The organism is Candidatus Gorgyraea atricola (assembly GCA_030765235.1).
Taxonomy (GTDB): domain Bacteria; phylum Omnitrophota; class Gorgyraeia; order Gorgyraeales; family Gorgyraeaceae; genus Gorgyraea; species Gorgyraea atricola.
Genome location: JAVCCW010000029.1, coordinates 1 through 20,011, shown reverse-complemented (window position 1 = coordinate 20,011; position 20,011 = coordinate 1). Strand labels below are relative to the sequence as shown.

The 20,011-nt window shown below is 45.2% G+C and carries 5 protein-coding genes; all 5 read right to left on the bottom strand.

Annotation, left to right across the window (positions count from 1 at the left end):
• Positions 1–108: 108 nt before the first annotated feature.
• On the bottom strand, positions 109–3,960 hold the full coding sequence (locus tag P9L93_05715; GenBank protein ID MDP8230583.1) for a hypothetical protein: 3,852 nt from the start codon (positions 3,958–3,960) through the stop codon (positions 109–111).
• Positions 3,961–4,276: 316 nt separating this feature from the next.
• Positions 4,277–5,098, bottom strand: a complete 822-nt coding sequence (locus tag P9L93_05710) for an HD domain-containing phosphohydrolase (GenBank protein MDP8230582.1) — start codon at positions 5,096–5,098, stop codon at positions 4,277–4,279.
• A gap of 67 nt (positions 5,099–5,165) precedes the next feature.
• On the bottom strand, positions 5,166–17,630 hold the full coding sequence (locus P9L93_05705; GenBank protein ID MDP8230581.1) for a filamentous hemagglutinin N-terminal domain-containing protein: 12,465 nt from the start codon (positions 17,628–17,630) through the stop codon (positions 5,166–5,168).
• A 133-nt stretch (positions 17,631–17,763) separates the two neighbouring features.
• Positions 17,764–19,611, bottom strand: a complete 1,848-nt coding sequence (locus P9L93_05700) for a ShlB/FhaC/HecB family hemolysin secretion/activation protein (GenBank protein MDP8230580.1) — start codon at positions 19,609–19,611, stop codon at positions 17,764–17,766.
• A partial coding sequence (locus tag P9L93_05695; GenBank protein ID MDP8230579.1) for a hypothetical protein occupies positions 19,608–20,011 on the bottom strand: 404 nt, incomplete at its 5' end. The genes P9L93_05700 and P9L93_05695, both read right to left, overlap by 4 nt.

Below are 20,011 nucleotides of genomic sequence, written 5' to 3'. Positions count from 1 at the left end.
GGCCACCTTTTTAGGCCTGGTATAGGGAGTTTACGTCCTGTTATTGAGATTGCTTCGCTTCGCTCGCAATGACACAAGGCTGGGCCTCGCAATGACAGGGGTCTACGATTAATCGCTTATGTTGTTAAAACTGCCTGAGTTAACTACTCGGGCATTGTTCATGCTGATATTTATACCTGCAGCGTTTGATACCGCGGCGTTGGACTGCACAGCTGTTGCGCTGCTTACTGTATTTAAGTTGCTGAGTGCCATGAGATTCTGCTGCGCATGGTTAGATAGGCTCAAGGTATTGAGCTTATCCGCTTCATTTTCGTCCTCATCTTTATTCTCGACATTCGCGAAGTTCGCGCTGATATTGGAAACGCATGCTTCTACATCCTCAGTTGAGGTGACACTGATGTTGGACTGCACAGCATTTGCGCTTTCTACAGAGTTTACGTTGCTGAGAGCTGTGAGTCCTCTTTGCGCCTTGTTTTTAAGTATGAGTTTATTTTCACCTGTGCCGCGAGCATTTTTTACCTGCGCAATGTTCACGCTTACATTAAGGGCGCTGCCTGTAACATTATTCGCGGTAATGTTAGACTGTACTGCATTAGCTGATGAGACTGTATTAAGGTTACTGAGCGCAGTTAGATCCTCCTGGGCGTGGTTTTTGATAGTGAGCTTATCAGTTTTCTTCTCTGGCCAGAGATTGTCCCCGCTGGAATTATACACATCAGCCTTGTTTATGCTGATATTTTCTGAGCCATTGATACTGATATTCGACTGCACTGCATTGGCAGAGTCAACGCTATTAGCATTACTGAGCGCTAACAGGTCTTTCTGGGCCTTGTTTTGCAGCTTAAGTGTATTATCTCCATCTTCAGTTATATTCTCAACAGAAGCTATGTTCAGGCTGAAATTTTCAATCGGGCCTGTGACTGTACCTATCTTATTCGCAGTGATATTTGACTGCACTGCGCTGGCGCTGGAAACAGCATTGAGGTTACTGAGCGCGGTAAGTTTCATCTGGGCCTCACCTTCAAGCTTAAGTGTATTCTTTGCATCATTACCATAGTTTCTTGTGCCAGGCTCTGACTCTATTCCAAGATACCATATAGGGCAGCAAGAGATGTCAACGCAAGGTTCAATATCAGGTGCATGACGTCTTTCGCGAGATATCCTGCAGTCTATATCAAACGCTGCATATGTCTTGTTCACGCTCACATTTGTAATGCCTCCTGCTTCTCCTTCAGTATTGTTTATAGTAATATTGGACTGGACTGTGTTAGCAGAGTCAACTGAGTTAAGGTTACTTAGCGCAGTTAGTCCTCTCTGTGCATTGTCTTTTAAGGTCAAGCGATTCTTCGGGTCTGTCATGTCTTCTCCCAGGATATCTCTACCCTGATTTAAGACATCCGCGGTATTGGTCTGCGTAGAGCTTGATACGCCTACAGCGAGATTTGCCTGCACTGCTGTAGCTGAATCTACTGTATTGGCATTGCTTAATGCCTCGAGTTTTCTCTGTACATTATCTACAAGTCTAAGCCTATTTGTGTCATCACTCACGCCGCCGTCTTCTAGTGAACCCATAAAATTAGTAGAGCCATCGTCATTCTTTACTGTAGCAGTGTTGCTTGACGCGATACCTGCGCCATTTCCGTATACGATGTTGATCTGGACTGCATTGGCTGAATCAACTGTGTTGAGATTTGAGAGCGCGCTGAGATTCCTCTGGCTATTGCCTGAGAGTTTCAAAAGATTCATTATCTCGCCTTCAGGCACATCCATCCAGTATGCTGTACCATCAATATTGTCTACTGTAGCAATGTTAGTAGAGGTTATGTCGTCTCCTATTTCTGTATAATCACTTAGCTCAATACCTGTGATCATAGGAAAGGCGATCTCAATATCATCGCCAGGAGTAAAACCAGCTAGTTCAAGCGCTACTATCTCAGTCTGGATAGGCGCTAGAGGCGCATAACCAGTAAGCTCGAGCCCTACTAGCTCTGAGTCAATAGGTGGCAGGGAGCTATTAACTGTTAGATTAGACTGCACAGCACTAGCAGAATCAACGCTATTTATATTGCTCAAGGCATGTAAAGATCTCTGGGTATTATCAGTCATGGTAAGCTTATTATAGGAACGCAAGCCATTTTGATCCTCAGTTACTATATCAAGATTATCCACGTCTGCTGTATTTGAGGAGCTTATTACAGAAAGTGTACCCTGCTCCTCTTCAGCAGTAATATTGGTTTGGACCAAGGTAGCTGAATCTACTTCATTAAGATTACTCTGTGCTACAAGGCCTCTCTGGGAATCTCCTGAGAGATCCAGTACATTATAGGTTATGCCCCAGGAGTCGCCATTGGCACTGCCGTCTGTATTTAGGATAGTTGCTTCATTCACAGCGGTTGACATACTGGCAGTTAAGGCAAATAGGTTTGTCTGCACCATAGACGCAGAGTCAACTGAGTTTGTGCTTGTGAGCGCTGTTAAGTCTTCCTGTGCGCTGCCAGACATGGTAAGCGAATTATCTGTATCAGTCCAATAGCTGGATGTGCCGTCATTATTAGTAGCCTCAGCATAGTTTTCGCCAATGGCCCAGTGCGCATCATAAGTAATGTTTGTCTGTACGCCAGGCGCAGAGTCTACTGCGTTCAGGTTACTTACGACCTGGACATCCTTTTGGGCATTTTCTGAAAGATCCATTCTATTGACTGACGCGTATATATAGGAGTCCTTGTCTTTATTAATAAGATAGGCCTCGTTGAATCTAAAGTCATTGTAGCCAAACGCGCCGTAGTTTCCTTCTATGGTGGCTGCTGAGTCCACGAGGTTTTCATTGTGGAGCGCTATAAGGCCCTGCTGAGCATTGCCAGTGAGCGTCATGGTGTTGGTGTCAGTATCCCAGTCTGTTCCTGATGTAACGCCGTCATCATTTAAAACTATGCGCACGATGTTTGTGTCCATCACGCCTATTGTGCCGCTGAAGACTGTAATGTTTACCTGCGCGAGTTCCGCGGAGTCTACCGCGTTTATGCTTACAATGCCGCTTGTGCCTGCCTGGCCATTGCCAGCTATATAAAGGTCATTGTCGCGATCCATGTAGTTGGCCTGATGCGTGGAGTTATTCGTGGCATAGCCGTCATTTGTGTTAGTGGCGTCCTCTCTTATATTAATAGAGGTATTGAGCTGTACGCACACAGCTGAGTCAACTGCATTGACATTACTGAATGCTGCCAGGTTTTCCTGTGCATTGTCTATGATCGAGAGTGAATGCGGGTTATCATCCAAGGTATCTACATCACCCGCATCACCATTAAAATTATCTACACAAGCGATGTTAGAATTTACTACGCTCTCTCCGCAGAAATTCGCATTCGACTGTACTGCCACTGCTGAGTCTACTGAGTTAAGGTTGCTAAGGGCATGCAGTGAAGTCTGAGCACTGCCTGAGAGTGAAAGGGTGTTAATGGCGTCTATCTCTTCTTCGCTATCAGCATCTATGTTAACTACGTCTGCTTTATTTTCGCTCAAAGGAAACTGTGAGCACACTGTGATATTGGACTGGACCGCGTTTGCAGAGTCAACAGAGTTTACATTGCTGAGCGCAAGGAGTTCAGCCTGCGCAAAATCAGTTAGGCTAAGGGAATTATTAGATTCTATACTTTCTAATAATGTTATGCCTGGATCCGCATCATTATTTTCTACTGCGGCGCTGTTGTAACTTTCCACATCAAATCCGCCAAACGTGACGTTTGACTGCGCTGCTACTGCTGAGTCAACATCATTTACATTGCTAAGAGCTTTTAAATCGCGCTGGCTATCATCTGTCATGGTCAGGGTGTTTTCTTCAATGTAGCCTGCCACTACACTATCCATGTCCTTATCAGATAAAAAAACCGGTTCAGCTAGAACCGGCATTATTTGAAATAAGCTAATTGATACTGTAAGCATAATTGCGAATAATTTCTTCATGGTATTCTCCTTTTGAATCACTTGTAAACGCTTTCTGTTTTTATAAATAAAAAAGGCGGAGATTCCTTTAGAGAAATCTTCGCCTTATAGTTTACTGTCCAAATATATTTAGATAGTAGGTTCATGAAATCCGAATTGTTTAATGTTACGTATTGTGTTTCTGATATTAGCACTGGTTGCTCTGGGTGTCAACTATTTTTTAAATGTTTCTTTTTGGGCATTATCGATTTTATACGATTTACTTACTTGCACAATTATGTCGCTTCTTATCGAAACTATCGGTTTTAGACGGTATTTGTTCAAAAAAAATTCTCTTTTATGTTACTTCAAAGAACAGATCAACCAGTTTTGGATCAAACTGGGATCCAGAACTTTTCTTTATTATGGCCTTTGCGTCTTCTTCGCTGTATGCCTTTCTGTAAGGCCGGTCAGATATTAATGCCTGATACACCCCTGTTATCGCGATTATGCGCGCGCCTAAAGGAATATTTTTTCCGCTAAGTCCATCAGGATATCCACTGCCATCCATTCTTTCATGATGATGCCTTACTAAAGGTTTTGTCTTTTCTAAAAATTCTATGTCACTCACTATTCGTTCCGCGATCTTCGGGTGTTCCTTTATAACCATGAATTCCTGTTCAGTGAGTTTTCCCGGTTTTCCAAGGATCTGTTCACTCACTCCGATCTTTCCAATGTCACGTAAAAGCGCCGCGAGTTCAAGATTCTTTTTTTCCTCTTCAGGAAGATCCAGGCGCTGAGCCATTTTTAAAGAACACTTTGCCGCGAAATCCAGATGCGAGTCATCGCGTGTCTCTCTCATCTCCAGTGCCTTTACCAGCGCCTTGATAATGACAAGATAGCTCTCGTGAGTATCATGGGCTGCTTTAGCGCCATTGGTCCTGATGAGTTGCTCTGTTCCGTTTTTCAGCTCTGCCATAAAAGTCTCTTCGAGCTGGGCAGGCAGATCAGAGCGAAGAATGCGGTGATGACCGCCCGGAGTCTTAAAAGATTTGATTTTTCCCTGGTAGATGTAATTCTTAATGGTTTGGACGCCGACCTTCAATAACTTCGCGGCTTCCTTAGTAGTAAGGACCGGCTTTTTATATAGGCTGGAATTATTTTCTGTCCCGTTTTTCACAATATGTAGAAATTATACATTCGTTTCAACTATTCTGTCAAGGTTTTTCTGAAAAAGGAAACCCTGCCTACTTTTTACTGCTTCGGATCACATAATAACTATCGGGCGAAAATCTTGGCGGAAGAATACGTAAAGCTTCAGGCACTACGATGACTCCCACCTGTGAACCATCGACGATAACCATGGGCCCGTTCAGGAAATTATTGTCTATGACAGGCATCATGCTGTTGATCCAGGGTGAACTATTCTGATAACCCCATGGCTGAAGATTTTTCGAGTTATAGAAACCAACAGTATCATTTACGCTCTGTTGTAAGGCCCCATAACCCACGCTCAATATGCTTCCATTAGCGCTGCCGCTTCCGTAATTAGAGCCTCCCATTAAATGATTATTCAACATGACGATCCCGGGAGGAACAATAGGATCACTGTATATCTCGACCCTTTCAGTATGCGTAGGTGATCTGACCGCGCCCTGGAGGATCACTGAGATACCATTTTGTTCTTCTCCAGCGCCTACCCAGAGATCTCCTGTTATATCAACATCTACGGGATTATACGGCACAAGGGCAGTACCTATAATACCTGTTGCCTTCAAGCTTGAACTTGCTCCAGCTGTTATAAGCCCTCCGGCAGTATCATATATATTGCCGCCGTTAGCATAAAGCGTTACACCGTTGCCCGCTGTTACAGTCGTCGAGGTAATATCTCCGCCTGACTCAAGCTCGATATCCCCGCCCGTGATATTGTCCAATACCTCGACCAGATTGATCGCGTCTGTTTCATTGATCTTTATATCACCGGATGTCGTATTGTTTGCCTCAAGATTATAGATCGTTGTCTCAAGGGCATTGGCAGAGCCGATTCCCGTCGCGGCATCCAGATCGACTGTCGCGGAAGCGGTATTAGCGACTATATCAACATCTGTATCGCCGCCATCCACTATACCGCCGGAAACTGATGTAACCGCTATCGCGTCATCCGCGGTATGCACTGTTGTCAAGCCGCCAAGTGTAATATCCTCATCCGCGTCCATATCAATCTGATCATCTCCCGCATCAAGAACTGCCCCGTCTGTCATAGTGATCGCGTCAGTAGCAGCGACTTCGATCTCACCGCTGGTAGTAGTCACGTCTCCCGCAGCGCCAAATGTTACGTCATTGCTGGCATCCAGATTTACCTTGCCTGTAGTTGAGGTAACTGCCGCGTTTACCGCTAAATTATCATCACCGCTTGCGCCAGCGTCTGCGGCATTAAGAAGTAAGGCCCCTGTAGTCAAGCTTACACCATTTTGCCCCGCTGTCACTGTGAGTGTTCCATCAAGTGTTTGAATCGTTATGTCGCCAAGAGCGCTTTGGGTTGCCCGATTAATACCTAATGCCCCGCCGGCAGCCAGTTCAGTTATGTTTATATTGCTGGAAATCGAGTTTAAAACATCTAAAGCAGTGATGTTTGTTTCGATATCATCGGCTGAGCCTACTCCTGTCGCGGCGCGCAGCGTCGCTGTAGCGGCAGTTATATTCGCTGTGCCCTCAGCCGCGCTTTCAGTGATCGCGCCGATAGAATTGGAAACGATATAAGTGGTATCATCAGCTGTTACCGTCGCATTGCCTGTCGTTGATATCGCGCTAAGCGCGATACTCCCTGGAGCGGTCATTGTAATATTTCCACTGCCGGAAACCGCTGTAGCTGCAGCTGCCATAGTTATGTCACTCAAGCCTGTAGAAAGTCCCGCTTGAGGTGTGCCGCTATTATAATCCACGCCAGCGTAATAATTAACAGTTCCTGAACCCGCGGCCGTAACAGCAACACCATTATGAGTAATGGTATTTCCCGCGTAAAGAGTTATATTTCCATTACCACCAGAGGCTGTTATGACATCATTGATCGTTAAGTCATCCCCCGCTGTAGTGCCTTCCGCCGCCAGAATAATGCTGCCTCCGCCCGCGTCTACGACATCCGCCGCGACTGTTAACGGACTCGACGCGAGGATCGTAATATTATCACTTGAACTTCCACCTGTGATCTGAGCGCCATTAACTGTGCTGTTAATGATCTGCAGATCACCGGTATTGACTACATGGATATCACCTGTTACCGTGGTCGCCGACAAGGTCTCGATAGTTGTCTCAAGCGAATCAGCGTCTGTTCCAATGCCTGTTTCCGCGGTAATCCTGGCGCCTGAGGTATCAGCTGTAGTATTAGCGTCAATGTCAACTGCTGTATCACCGCCGTCAACTATTGCTCCATTGCCGGACGTGATTATGATCGATGAATTAGCAATATTATTTGTAGTTAAACCGCCTAAAGTAATGTCTTCATCGGCAAGCAGGGTAATCGTTCCTGTTCCGGCAGATATTATAGCTGAGTCGCTGCTCGCATCAGCCATGGTGATCGCGCCACTACTGCCATCGGCAACACTATCCGCATCCGCCGTTACCGCGATATTGCCCGCGCCGCCGGAGGTTACGTCCCCGTCCACTCCAAAGGTAACATCATTGTCGGCAAGCACATTTACCGTGCCTGTAGTTGTTATGACCTGCTCGTTTACTATCACATCGCTGGCAGTACCATTCGCGTCCAGTTCAACCGTACCGCTCGTCGCGGTCACGCCCAAACCAGTGCCGGCTGTAACAGTGATTATACCGGCGGCATCAAGATTAACCGTACCTGTTCCATCCTGGTCGATCTGATTTACGCTGATCGCGTTAGTCTCATTTATATCTATATTACCTGAAGTAGTATTGTCTATGTCTATTGAAGCTACCGTAGTATCAATATTTCCGCCGGAACCCACGCCAGTCACCGCGTCTATCACCAAACGGCCTAATGTCGCTACCACATCAACAAATGTCGCGCCGCCATCAACTACCCCGCCTTCAGTACTGGTCAATACCACAGCTGTATTGGTTGAGTTTGTGGTCAATAGCCCTCCAAGAGTAATAGCTTCATCAGCATTCAAAGCTATTGTGCCGCTGCCCGCATTTATCAACGCACCATCATTCATGGTCAAAGCGCCACTAGCAGCTCCACCACCATCAGAATCCGCGGTTACTGTAACATTGCCGGTAACAGCCGTAATATCACCATCAGCTCCGAATAACGCGTCATTAGCTGCGTCAATAGTAATATTGCCTGAACCAACGACCTCTATCTCCGCGTCAATCAAGGCATCGCCATTAGTAGCAGTCAAATCTATATCTCCGTTTGCGGTATAGTCCGCGTTGGCGTTAGCAGTGCTTACCTTGGCATCTACATCTACATCATTATCAGCAGTAAGTGTAATATTTCCAGCGTAAACTACATCAACGCCAACGTCTTTGAGCCCGACAGAAGAAGTAACTGCCTTTCCTATTACTACGTCATAATCCGCTGCCGCTCCTGTATTCGCCGCAATTAACGTAATTGTACCGCCATCACGCGCGGTTATTCCGGTACCACTGCCGATTACTGTAAGAGTGCCGTCTTGAGTGCTAATATTTATGTCGCCTGAATTTTTAGCATCAACTCCAATATCACCTTGAACTGCTTTTTTTACGATCAAACCGCCGCCGGCAAGCAGCTCAACAATCTCAATATTTGCTGTTACGCTCGTTGAGCTTACTCCGGGGTCATTATCTATATCAATCGTAGCTACTTCGGTTTCAAGGGCATTGCCATTACCAACACCGGTTACCGCGTCAATCGTCACTAACGCGCCAACTTCATCAGCGTCAATATCCGTGTGAGTATTACCGGCATCGGTTACCGCGCCAGAAGTCGAGGTAATAGTTACGGCTGAACCCGCGGCATTGGTTGTTACTAAACCTCCAAGCGCGATATTCTCATCTGCATTTACATCAATTGTTCCATCACCTGCATCAATAAGTGTGCCATCGACCAATGTCACGGCGCCACCGGTCCCACTAGCATCGCTGTCATTATCCGCGGTAATTGTGACGGTATCACCGTCTGTTCCCGCCGCGCCAACACCTGCATCTACATCACCATCAGCGCTAAAGATAACGTCATCATCCGCAACCAAGGTAATCGTGCCATTATCAGCGAGGACAGCATCGTTAACGGTTAAGCTGCTATCTCCGGCTACTGTAATGCTGATACTGTCACCAGTAGCACCTGAAGCATCTGTTGTTACGCCTCCTCCGGCAGCAACCACAGTTGTCGCTCCTGCTGTTGTTACAACAATCGGGCCATCTAAAGTCTGTACGATTCTATTGATCAAAAGGCCGTCTGTTTCATTTATGTTTATTGTTCCGGAAGCATCGTTTATAACATCTATAGTTCCAAGCGTTGTGTCTGTGTCTACGCCGGTTTGAGCCTTGATCGTTGCCTCACCGGAAGCAGAAGTGATATTTACTGATGTACTGTTTGCGTCTGTAACCGCGCCATTTGCGGTATTAATATCTATGGCTGTTGCTGTATCATTAATTGTTACTAAACTGCCAAGCGCGATATTCTCGTCGGCATCTAAGTCGATCAGATCATTTCCGGCATCAAGAACTGTCCCATCCACCATAGTGATCGCGTCAGTAGCAGCGACTTCGATCTCACCACTGGTAGTAGTTACGTCTCCGGCAGCGCCAAATATCACATCATTGGTAGCATCGAGATTTACTTTGCCTGTTGTTGAAGCAATTGCCGCGTTCACAGCCAAATTATCATTACCGCTTGCGCCGGAATCTCCGGCATTAAGAAGTAAAGCCCCAGTAGTTAAGCTTACACCACTTTGCCCCGCTGTCACTGTGAGTGTTCCATCAAGTGTTTGAATCGTTATGTTGCCAAGCGCGCTTTGGGTTGCCCGATTAATACCTAATGCCCCGCCGGCAGCCAGCTCAGCTATATCTATGTTACCAGAAATTGAATTTAGAACATCAAGTGTAGTAATATTCGTTTCAATATCATCACCTGAGCCTATTCCTGTTGCGGCGCGGAGTGTTGCAGTAGCAGCGGTAATATTCGCTGTACCGTCAGCTGTAACTTCTGAGATCCCGCCACTGGAATCAGAAGCAATATAGGTAGAATCATCAGCTGTCATTGATACATTACCCGACGTTGATACTATGCCGAGCACGATGTTCCTTGGAGCAGTCATTGTAATATTCCCGCTGGTAGAAACCGCTGTAGCTGGAGTTCCATTCATGGTTATGTCACTCAAACCTGTAGAAAGCCCTGCTTGAGGCGTGCCGCTATTGTAATCCACGCCGGCGTAGTAATTAATGGTACCTGAACCCGCGGCTGTAATCGCGAAAGCGCCCTGCGCGATATCCTCACCTGCGTAAAGAGTAATGTTTCCGTTGCCACCGGAAGCAGTTATAGTGTTATCAATGGTAAGCTTATCCGACGCGGCCGTACCATCCGCTATAAGAGTAATATTTCCGCCGCCATCATTAAGCACCGCGTCATCTACTGTTAAAGGACTCGCTGTCATTATAAAGATATCATCACTCGTACCACCCGCGGTAATTCTTGCCCCAGTAACACCAGCAACAGTGCCTACTGAAAGTGTTCCTGCATTATCAACGCTCATGTCGCCAGCTGTTGTTGTTGCCGCATATATTGACACTACCGTTTCAATTCCCTCTCCGGCACCAATGCCAGTTGCAGCAGTCAAAGCTAAATTAGCTGCAGTAATGTCAGCAGTAGTGTCAGAAGTAGCATCATCAATGGTGCCGGCGCTTGTCAAGGCAACTGTACCTGAGCCAGCCGTAATCGTGCCTATTGGTAAGTCGCCGGCAGTATCATTTATTGTTATGCTTCCATTACCAGCGCCTGAGATAGATACATTCAATGCTGTTGTCGCATTTATATCAAGAGAACCGTTTGTCTGGCCTACGCCGTCTGATCCAGCGCTTAAAGTAATCGTTGCTGCTGTGATATCTACAGTACCATCATTGACATCATCATGGATTGCGCCGGCTGAAGTAATAGTTACTGTATCATCTGTAGTATCAGCTGTAACTACATCTATCAATACATCGTAATCAGCACCTGTTTGTGTATAGGTAATATCTCCATCACTAGTAACCAGGTCTAATGTCGCATGTGCGCTAGCGGCATTAGTTATAGATATATCTCCAATGGTGTTTAATCCTACAGCAGTCGCACCGGTAAGGGTCACATTCGCGGCTCCGGTAGCCTCGCCTGATGTCGTCAAGTTAACTGTCCCGGCGATTATTTCAAGCTCGGAAATAGCCTCGCCCGCATTAAAAGACGCGAGAGCTTGAGTTCTTATCTCCTGAGCATGGTCACGGGCAATAACAGCGGCATTGTAATCAGCCGTAGCAATGCTGAGCGAACCATTGGCCGCGTTAGCAATGTCTACCGCATTGTTATAATCCAAAGTGGCTGACTCCAGATTCGAGTTTGCCGTACTAAGATCAATCTCGGCTGTAGTCGCGACTAGACTTTGAGGGTCTAAAAAAACTGCATCGTAAGCCTGTGCGGCAGCATCAGCTACGGAAAACGCCAAATCAATGCCGGCGAATACTGATGCCGCTCCGCCATCACCTGTAAGAGGTACACCTTGAGCAACAGCCGAAGGAAATGACGCAATATCCTTAACTATTTGAGCCGCCGTACTAACAGCATGATATGTAGTACTTGTCGACAAATAGCTGGAATATAGATTGCCCTCTGTAGTGTTAGTAGCAACCGCGGAATCATAAGCAGATTGACTTGCATTTTTTGTCGTTAACGTATCCGCTACAAGAGCAGCAAGAGTTGTGTAGTTACTATCCCATGTATTTTTAAGCGACTCTTTGGCATTTGCCTCCGCTACGCTCGCGGAATAATCCGCTATGGCGTTTTCTCGGTCCAGCTCAGTTGCCGCAGCTGTATGCATTTTCGCTGTCAAGTTTGCTATACCAGCTGTAATATTAGTAGTTCCAGTATTACCATCTAGAATAAGTCCATTAGTTGCTGTAACATTTACAGTTCCAGCTGTCGCATTTAAATGCCCAATAGTAATATCAGAATAAGCTTGGAGCGTTATAGTTCCGCCACCCGAAGTCAAATTTCCTATTGTAATGCGGCCGGGTAAAACATTATCTATGGTCTCATCAGGTGGAGTACCAGTATAATTTGCTGTCAGAATAATTGTTCCGCCATTTGAATTAATGGTGTCGGTTTTATCAATAAAAACAATGTTTCCATAGTTTGCTGTCAGGTCTATGGAGCCGCCAGCGCCCATTGTAGGGGTAGTGCCATCAAGTATGGTTATATCATCAGCCGAAAGGACTACTGCTGATGTGACTCCTTGAAAAGAATTTGTTGAAAGTGCTAGCTTACCGCTAACGGCTGCATTAACACCTCCTCCAGAACCATCGCCAACAATTTGGCCAACATCAAGTTCTAGTATACCATCACCATCTACTCCTATAGTACCACTTGCAGATATAGTTAAAGTGTCTGCAGTAACGTTTGTGCTACCGGCATTATTATCTGTAATATTGCCACTTGTTGTCTTGAGCGTAACATCATCGCCTGATGCTGTGATTGCTCCCAGCAAAATAGTCCCTCCGCTTAAAATATCAACATCACCATTACCGCCGGCTGTCACAGTAGTGATCGTAACACCGTCATTTTCATCAATATATACACCACCATTAGATGTTACTACACTAGAAAGTGTAGTAACATCTGTTTCTATTTTATTACCCGAGGCGCCAAAACTTCCGGCAGCTACGTTCAAAGTGACGGCGGTAACGTTATCGCCAGCAACGTCGGCGTTGCCATCCGTAATGTCCTTTCTGGTAGCAGTAAGTGTAACCTCATCCGTTGCCGTAACCGCTCCCAGCGTAACATCGCCTACGCTTGTAAATTCAACATCGCTTCCGGTACCACCAGCTGTTATGGTAGTGATCGTAACATCGCCTGCTGTATCGCTGATAAATACTCCGCCAGCATTAGCGGTTGTAATTATACTGGCCATTGTAGAAACATCTGTCTCTATTTCGTTGTCGGTCGCGCCAAAACTTCCGGCAGCCACAGTCAATGTACCGGAAGTAATATTAACTGTATCACTGTTACCATCTGTAATAGCGTCATCAGTAGCGGTAAGTGTAACGTCATCACCTGTTGCTGTAACTGCTCCAAGAGCAATATTATTCGCACTTGTAATTTCAACATCGCTGCTATCGCCTCCGGCTGTTACAGTAGTTACCGCAAGGTCACTTGCCGTATCATTAATAAACACTCCACCAGCGGTTGTAACCGCTGATGTTAGAGTAGTAAGAGTTGTATCTATTGCATCAGCTCCAGTCGCACCAATATTTGTCCCCGCGGTTAGAGTAGCCGCATTCGCAGAAAGAACGCCAGATGCTTGAGTTATTGCAGTAGAAGCAGTAAGAGTTATTACTCCACTTCCTGTATTAATTCCTATACCTTCTAAATCAATTAATCCTCCTGTATTCTCAAAACTAAAAGTTGTCACTCCAGTGTCAGCAGAAGAAAGAGATAAATCTTCCTGGCTATCAAAACTTACAGTTCTAGCCACTCCAGGATCATAATTAATACCTACATCGCTACTATTTGTTTCAACAGTAATGGAAGTCAAAGCATCTGTCTCATCAATGTAGATTCCCGCGGTATCTGCTGTAGAAGTTGTTGCCGAAAGAATTGCTACTGTTGTATCAACATCAGCATCAGCAGCGCTAGTGCCTATGCCATCCGCGGCGATAAATATTGCCGTGCCAGCTGAACCATCAGTAAGAATATTTGCAGTGGCGGCATTGTTATCAGTTATGGCTCCGTGCGTGCTTTCAACTGTCACTACCGCATCAGTAATAGCATCGGCGTCAATCTGTCCAAGTACAAGATTACCAGTACTTGCAACAATAGTTACGTCATTATTAGACCCGCTAGCGGTTATCAATCCAACTGTAGTACCTATGCCCTCAGTAATATACACACCATCACTGCTCGATGTAGCATTTATAGTTTCTACTGTTGTTTCAAGAGGATTAGCACTCTGACCAATACCTATACTTCCACCGCCTCCTGCAACTAAATTTAATGTATCAGCAACAAAATCATTACCGTCATGACTATCAGAAATACTATCTGCTGCAGTTAACGAAAGAGAATCAGGAGAGGTAACTAAGCCACCCATAAAAACATCTCCGTCGGCAACAATCTCAATATCAAAATCACTTGTAGTAGTGCCTGTTGTTGCTATTACAATATATCCATTATCATTTTTATAAGGAGTCCTACCTTCTGATTGTGCAGTAATGTTACCCAGAATAATATCAACATCATCGTCAGGTTGATAAATATAAATACCGCCATTATCAGCAGTAGCATTTAAAACACTTACATCAGTATCTATTGAAGCAGCAGTTCCGGTAGCTCCAATAGCCCCACCGTAAATTGAACTACCTGTATTTTCACTAGTAATAAGATTTGCGGTCCAGGCATTAATGTCAACTGTAGTATCACTTACAGAATCAGTAATATCCCCACCTACAGCTTCTAAAATTATACGTGTCGCGTCAGAACCATCTTTAATTCCAGCTGTCGTTATAGCGCCTACGGCAATACCATCGGCTGTATCTTTAATACTTATGTGCCCCAAATTCGTCGTAGCATTAACTGTCACCGCGTCTATAAGAAGCGGCACAGTAGTAAGTGGTGTTGCCGATACTGTACCGATGCTGGATGCGGCGCCAGTTGTTACCAAAGTCAACGTATCAGCGGTTATAGAACCACTCGCGCCGGTCGTAATATTGCCTGCGGCCGTAAGCGTAGTATCCTCGGTGTCAGTATCAACTGAAACAGCATTTATGCTCCCCACTGTAGCTGTATAAGTAAAAGTTGATTTCGTAGCGTTGGAAAGATCTACGCTATTTAAAACATGGCCATTATTGATATCAACAACATTGGCCCCGGAATAGTTTATGTCAATATTGCCTGAAGTAGCTGTAGGTGCTGTTATAGTAGTCGCGGCAATGGTGCTTCCTGTTAATTCTTCGATTTGAATATGACTTCCTGCGCCATCCAGATCTGTAATGGTAAGAGCTGTCGCTCCATTTAAAGAAAGCGAATTTGTAGCGCCTATAGCCGCGCCTGTAAGAACAACTGTACCTGTAGTTACAATCTCATCTTGAGCCGCGGCATCAGCTACCGTAATATTGCCCGCGAGCGCGCTTACAGTAACCTCGCCAGTACCTGCTGTTATAATATTATCCACATTTCCTAAAGCTATATTCCCTGTCAGGGCTTCTAAAAGTAAATGATCTGTTGCGCCGGCACTGGTATTTAATACTCCTGAGACGCTTATACCTGCGTCATTACTAATTACAAAAGTGCCATTAGCTGATGCAGATGCGGCAAGCGTTAATATTCCGGTTGACAAACTGTCATAGGTAATATTGCCCGCGCCTGTTTGAGACATCGTCAATGTCACTGTATCAGCATCCGCTGATACATAATCTACTTCTACGGCACCTGTGCCATCATTGGTAAGGTTAACAGCTCCGCTTGCGGAGTCTATATCTAAACCAGCGTTATGCGCTGAATCATAAATTCCAGTACTGGCTTCCAATGTGATAGAACCTCCTGTTGTCGTAATATTAGAGGTAGCGTCAGACACTTCAACAGATTCAATGTAACCGCTTGTAAGGTCAATATCTACATTGCCTGATGTAGTGACGATTCCGGAATTTATGACATCAAGATATCCTGAAGCGCAAGTAATATTTATATTACCCGCGCCGGAACTGATCGCGCTCGCGGCATTAAGCTGAACTCTATCATCAGCGACTATGGTAACACTGCCGCCATTAGTCACTATAGTTCCTGTTGAAGACACTGCGAAAGTGCCGCTGCTTGTGCTGTCAAATACTAATATGCCTGTTGACGCGGTAATATCTGTATTAACAGTAACCGTAGTTCCAGCATTCAGATCAAGAGTGAACTGATCACCTGCATTATCACCGGTTACAGTAACATTTCCATCACCCATAAACATGATCTCTTCAGCAGCAGTTAAAGTAAGGGAAGAAGTTGTAGCTCCTCCGTGAGTTTCCAGATGGACATCGATTGGATCGCTTATAGTAATATCGCCATCTTCCACGCCAGTTACTCCGGTAGTAACAGTTACAGCGCCGGCATTGTTATCAAGGACAGCTTCTATGGCTGCTATATTGATATTAGCGTCAGCGCCGGTAGGAACCCAAGCAGGGTCTCCTGCTATATTGGCACCAGTTGCGGAGTCGCTTATAGTAACATCCCACGGGTCAAGTAACCACTGACCTGAATTTCCCGCTGGAGCAGCTGTAGAAACATATACATCTCCTACGATTAAACGCTCTTTGCCTGAAGTCTCGATAAATCCGCCATCACCGCCATTTACGCCGCCTTTTGCCTCAAGTCTTGCCCCGTCCCAAATTACTGCCGTATCAGGTGAAAATACTATTATCTCGCCGCCATCACCGTTTACATCCGCATTAGCAGTGGTTAAACTGTCAGAACTTAACGCCACAACATCGCTCGCCCATATATCTATATTTCCCGCATCCGCGTCACCCATTGCATCAGCATAAACTTCACCAAACTGGCCGACCATATCGCCTGTAACTTCTATATCACCACCTGACGCGCCGTCCTCTATACCCGATACATCAATAGTCCCTGTATTCTGCACTATACCGTCACTATCGGAAACTAATACGATCTTCCCATCGCGCTCTACCATAGAACCCGCGCGCGCGATACCTTCCTGGTTGATGAGTGTATCAAATACATCATTTACAGCATCTGTTTCTATGTATATTGTGCCGCCATTAGCATTGAGCGCTCCAACGTTATCAACGCCTATATCCACCTTACTTCCATTATGGTCATATACATTATCCAATACGCCTTCACTCACTGCCGCCTGTATGCTCCCATCGCCTGCTATATTCAGCGTTACCTTGTCTCCTGATACCAGGTTTATTGTGCCAAGATTGGCATTGATAGTTCCTGTATTCCTGACCGCCCCGGCTGCCAGTGTAACACTGCCTCTGTTAAGCGCGTTGATCTCGCCCTGGTTTATGATAAGCGCTGGATCATGAAGCGCGCCTGTCTGAAGTATATAGCTATCATTTATAAAATCATTCTGAGCCATCTGAAGAGTAGACGCGACAAAACCGTTTACATTGACCTGCGCGGTAGGAGAAAAGAGTATTCCGTTAGGATTCATAAGGAATACCTGACAATTACCGTTTAATATACCCTGTATATTAGATATAGCGCCGCTTAGATCATTATGTAATATCGCGGCGGCCGCGGAAGGGCCCAGATTATTGACTATATTCTCAGCGCCTATATTAAACCCGCCCATCCAGTCTATCCAGGTCTTATCAAACTGGCCCGCGTCAACAGTCATTTCGTTCTGATCGACCGTGATAATAGGATTTCCGATCTGGACATCCGGATCAGAGGGCAGATCTCCTGCCATCGCGGGGATCGGCACATTAAAAAAAGTCATCATTCCTGTTAATGTAAAGATTAAAATGCCACGGAAGGATTTCATAATGATCTTTTTCATGTTTTCCCCTCTTTCTTTTATATCTAGCCTATATTATATATTTTAATAGCCATATATTCCCTGAGAATATATGGCTATTAAACTATTTTCAATGAGGTACAGCTCAGGGACCTCAGTCAATACACGTTATAAATTACCACAAATCGCACTGAATACTCATGTATACAGTATTCGAGGAATTGTCGCTAGGTTCTTCATTACCTACAGGAAATCCCCAGTCGATCCTGCCTTTTAAATGTTTATATAAATCAAATCTCAGGCCAATACCTGCCCCGATCATGATATCATTTCTTTGTTCTCCGGCCCTATCGAATTTAAGGTTTCCTTTTCCAAAGTCGACAAAATATACCAGCTGGACAGCGTCTTTTAAAGAAGTAGCTTTTTTATCATACGGCACCTTAAGCGCTGAAGGAAAGAAAAACGCCGGCGTCCTAAACTCTATATTTGAGAACCAGCCGTAATCAGCCAGGTAGTCGTTTTCAGGAAAGCCCCTTATGCTATTTACTCCGCCAAGGCTCAACTGTTCTGAATTAACCAGAGGATTATCAGTGAGCTGAAGTTTAAAAGATGAGATCAGCATGCTTGAAAACGGGAGCTTGGTGATCCTGCTCAATGAAGCTGTGTATTTCACGAACTCGCCTCCCGCGTTAAGCCGGCTCGCGCTCTCATCATATTCGTCAAGCGACCCCATAAAATTATCCATGCCGAAACGAACCTCGTTTGAAAGGAATGTCCTTCCCCTGCTGTCTTTTTCATCGATGCCTAAGCCGATCTTGGGAACGCGTAATTCGTCGTGGCTGGTTTCATTACCTAGTATCTTATTGCGCACGCTTACCCAGTCAAATCCAGCTGTAATATTACCGCTTACATTCATTGCGACAGGATCAGAAAGATTCTTATCAAAAAGAGGATGTGTTATATAAGGTCCGAACGCAGCTGCCTCTCCTTCAGGACTGATGATCTGGAACTGCCCGCCTATATCAGCGTGGCTGTAAAGTCCGTATGCACCAACACGCGTGTCATAAGTGTTTATAGGAAAGTTATAATCCATTACTACCGCGTTTACCTTATCATAATTCTGACCTACCTGGCCTTTTATAGAAAACATATCCTCGTGTCCTAATAAATTATTATTAACATAGCCCATGGCAAAACGGTTCTTGCCTGTAACCTTTGTTCCGCTGTTTTTGTATTCCAGATAAACATGCTGGGGTGAGCTTTCTTCCTGCATCTTTACCACTATATCCGAGGTCCCCTGTTCCTTGCCGGGCAAAAGTACTGTTTTTACAGTCCTGTCAGGCTGTTTATTCAGGCGCTTTACATTCTTTTCAAGCCGGTTATAATCCAGTATCTGGCCTTCTTCCACCTTAAACTTCCATGCTATTGGCTTTTCCTTATAATGCTTGCCGCCCTCGATCTTTATCTCACCGACCTGGCCTTCTATGATCCTGAATTCGACTGTATTATCAGATATCTCCTGATTCGGCGCGTATGCCAAACTCGTAATATAACCTTTGCCGCGGTAAAAATTAGTTATCTCATCCGCTGCCTTTTTTAGATCCCTCAGGCCTAGCTCCTTATTGCGGTACCTGCCAAGGATCGGCTCGAAATCCTTTGCGTCAAATAAATTTACGCCCTCTAATATAAAACTCTTTACAAGGACCTTTTTCTCCGGAGGCATCATTGCTTCTTTTATGGCAGGCGCGATCTCTCCCGCCTTTTCCAATGCCCTCTTCTGGCGTTTTATTATCTCTTCCTGACTGGAGACCTTTTTCTCAAGTTCGCCTACCCTCTTCTTAAGATCGTCCATTTCTCCAAACTTCTGCTTGAGCTCCTTAAATTCCTGCATAAGAGCGGAAACATCATCTCCTGTTTCCGTTCCACTGCTATACGCGCTGCCGGTTACCAGTAAAAGACATAAAGGGATCGATAAAACAACCTTACAGGCGACTTTTATTTTTTTAAATACTATATTGGTCATTTCGCGTTCTGCCTCTTTTTATCAAGCTTTTGTTGACGCTCGATTTTTTTTCTGGCATTGCGTTCTTCTCTGGCTCTTCGCTTTTCTTCTCTCAGGCGCTGCTTTTCTTCTATGCGCTCCTGCTTTGCCTGGAGTTTTTGTTCCTTTGCTCTTCTGGCCTCATCTATCTTTTTCTGGTGTTCTCGTTGTTTTTCTTCCCTGACGCGTTGTTTTTCGGCGAGGCGGTCTTTCTTGAGCTCTATAGCGTTATCTATTTTTTCCTGGCGGGCGCGCTGTTTTTCTTCTCCGACGCGTTGTTTTTCCGCGATGCGGTTCTCTTTGGCTCTTTTTGATTTCAGGAGCTTTTCTTCTCTTGCCTGGAGTTTTTGTTCGCGGACGCGTTGTTTTTCGGCAATGCGCT

Excerpts from the sequence above, each read along its gene's own strand:
- P9L93_05715 (MDP8230583.1), bottom strand. The coding sequence starts at position 3,960 with ATGAAGAAATTATTCGCAATTATGCTTACAGTATCAATTAGCTTATTT.
- P9L93_05705 (MDP8230581.1), bottom strand. The coding sequence starts at position 17,630 with ATGAAAAAGATCATTATGAAATCCTTCCGTGGCATTTTAATCTTTACA.
- P9L93_05700 (MDP8230580.1), bottom strand. The coding sequence starts at position 19,611 with ATGACCAATATAGTATTTAAAAAAATAAAAGTCGCCTGTAAGGTTGTT.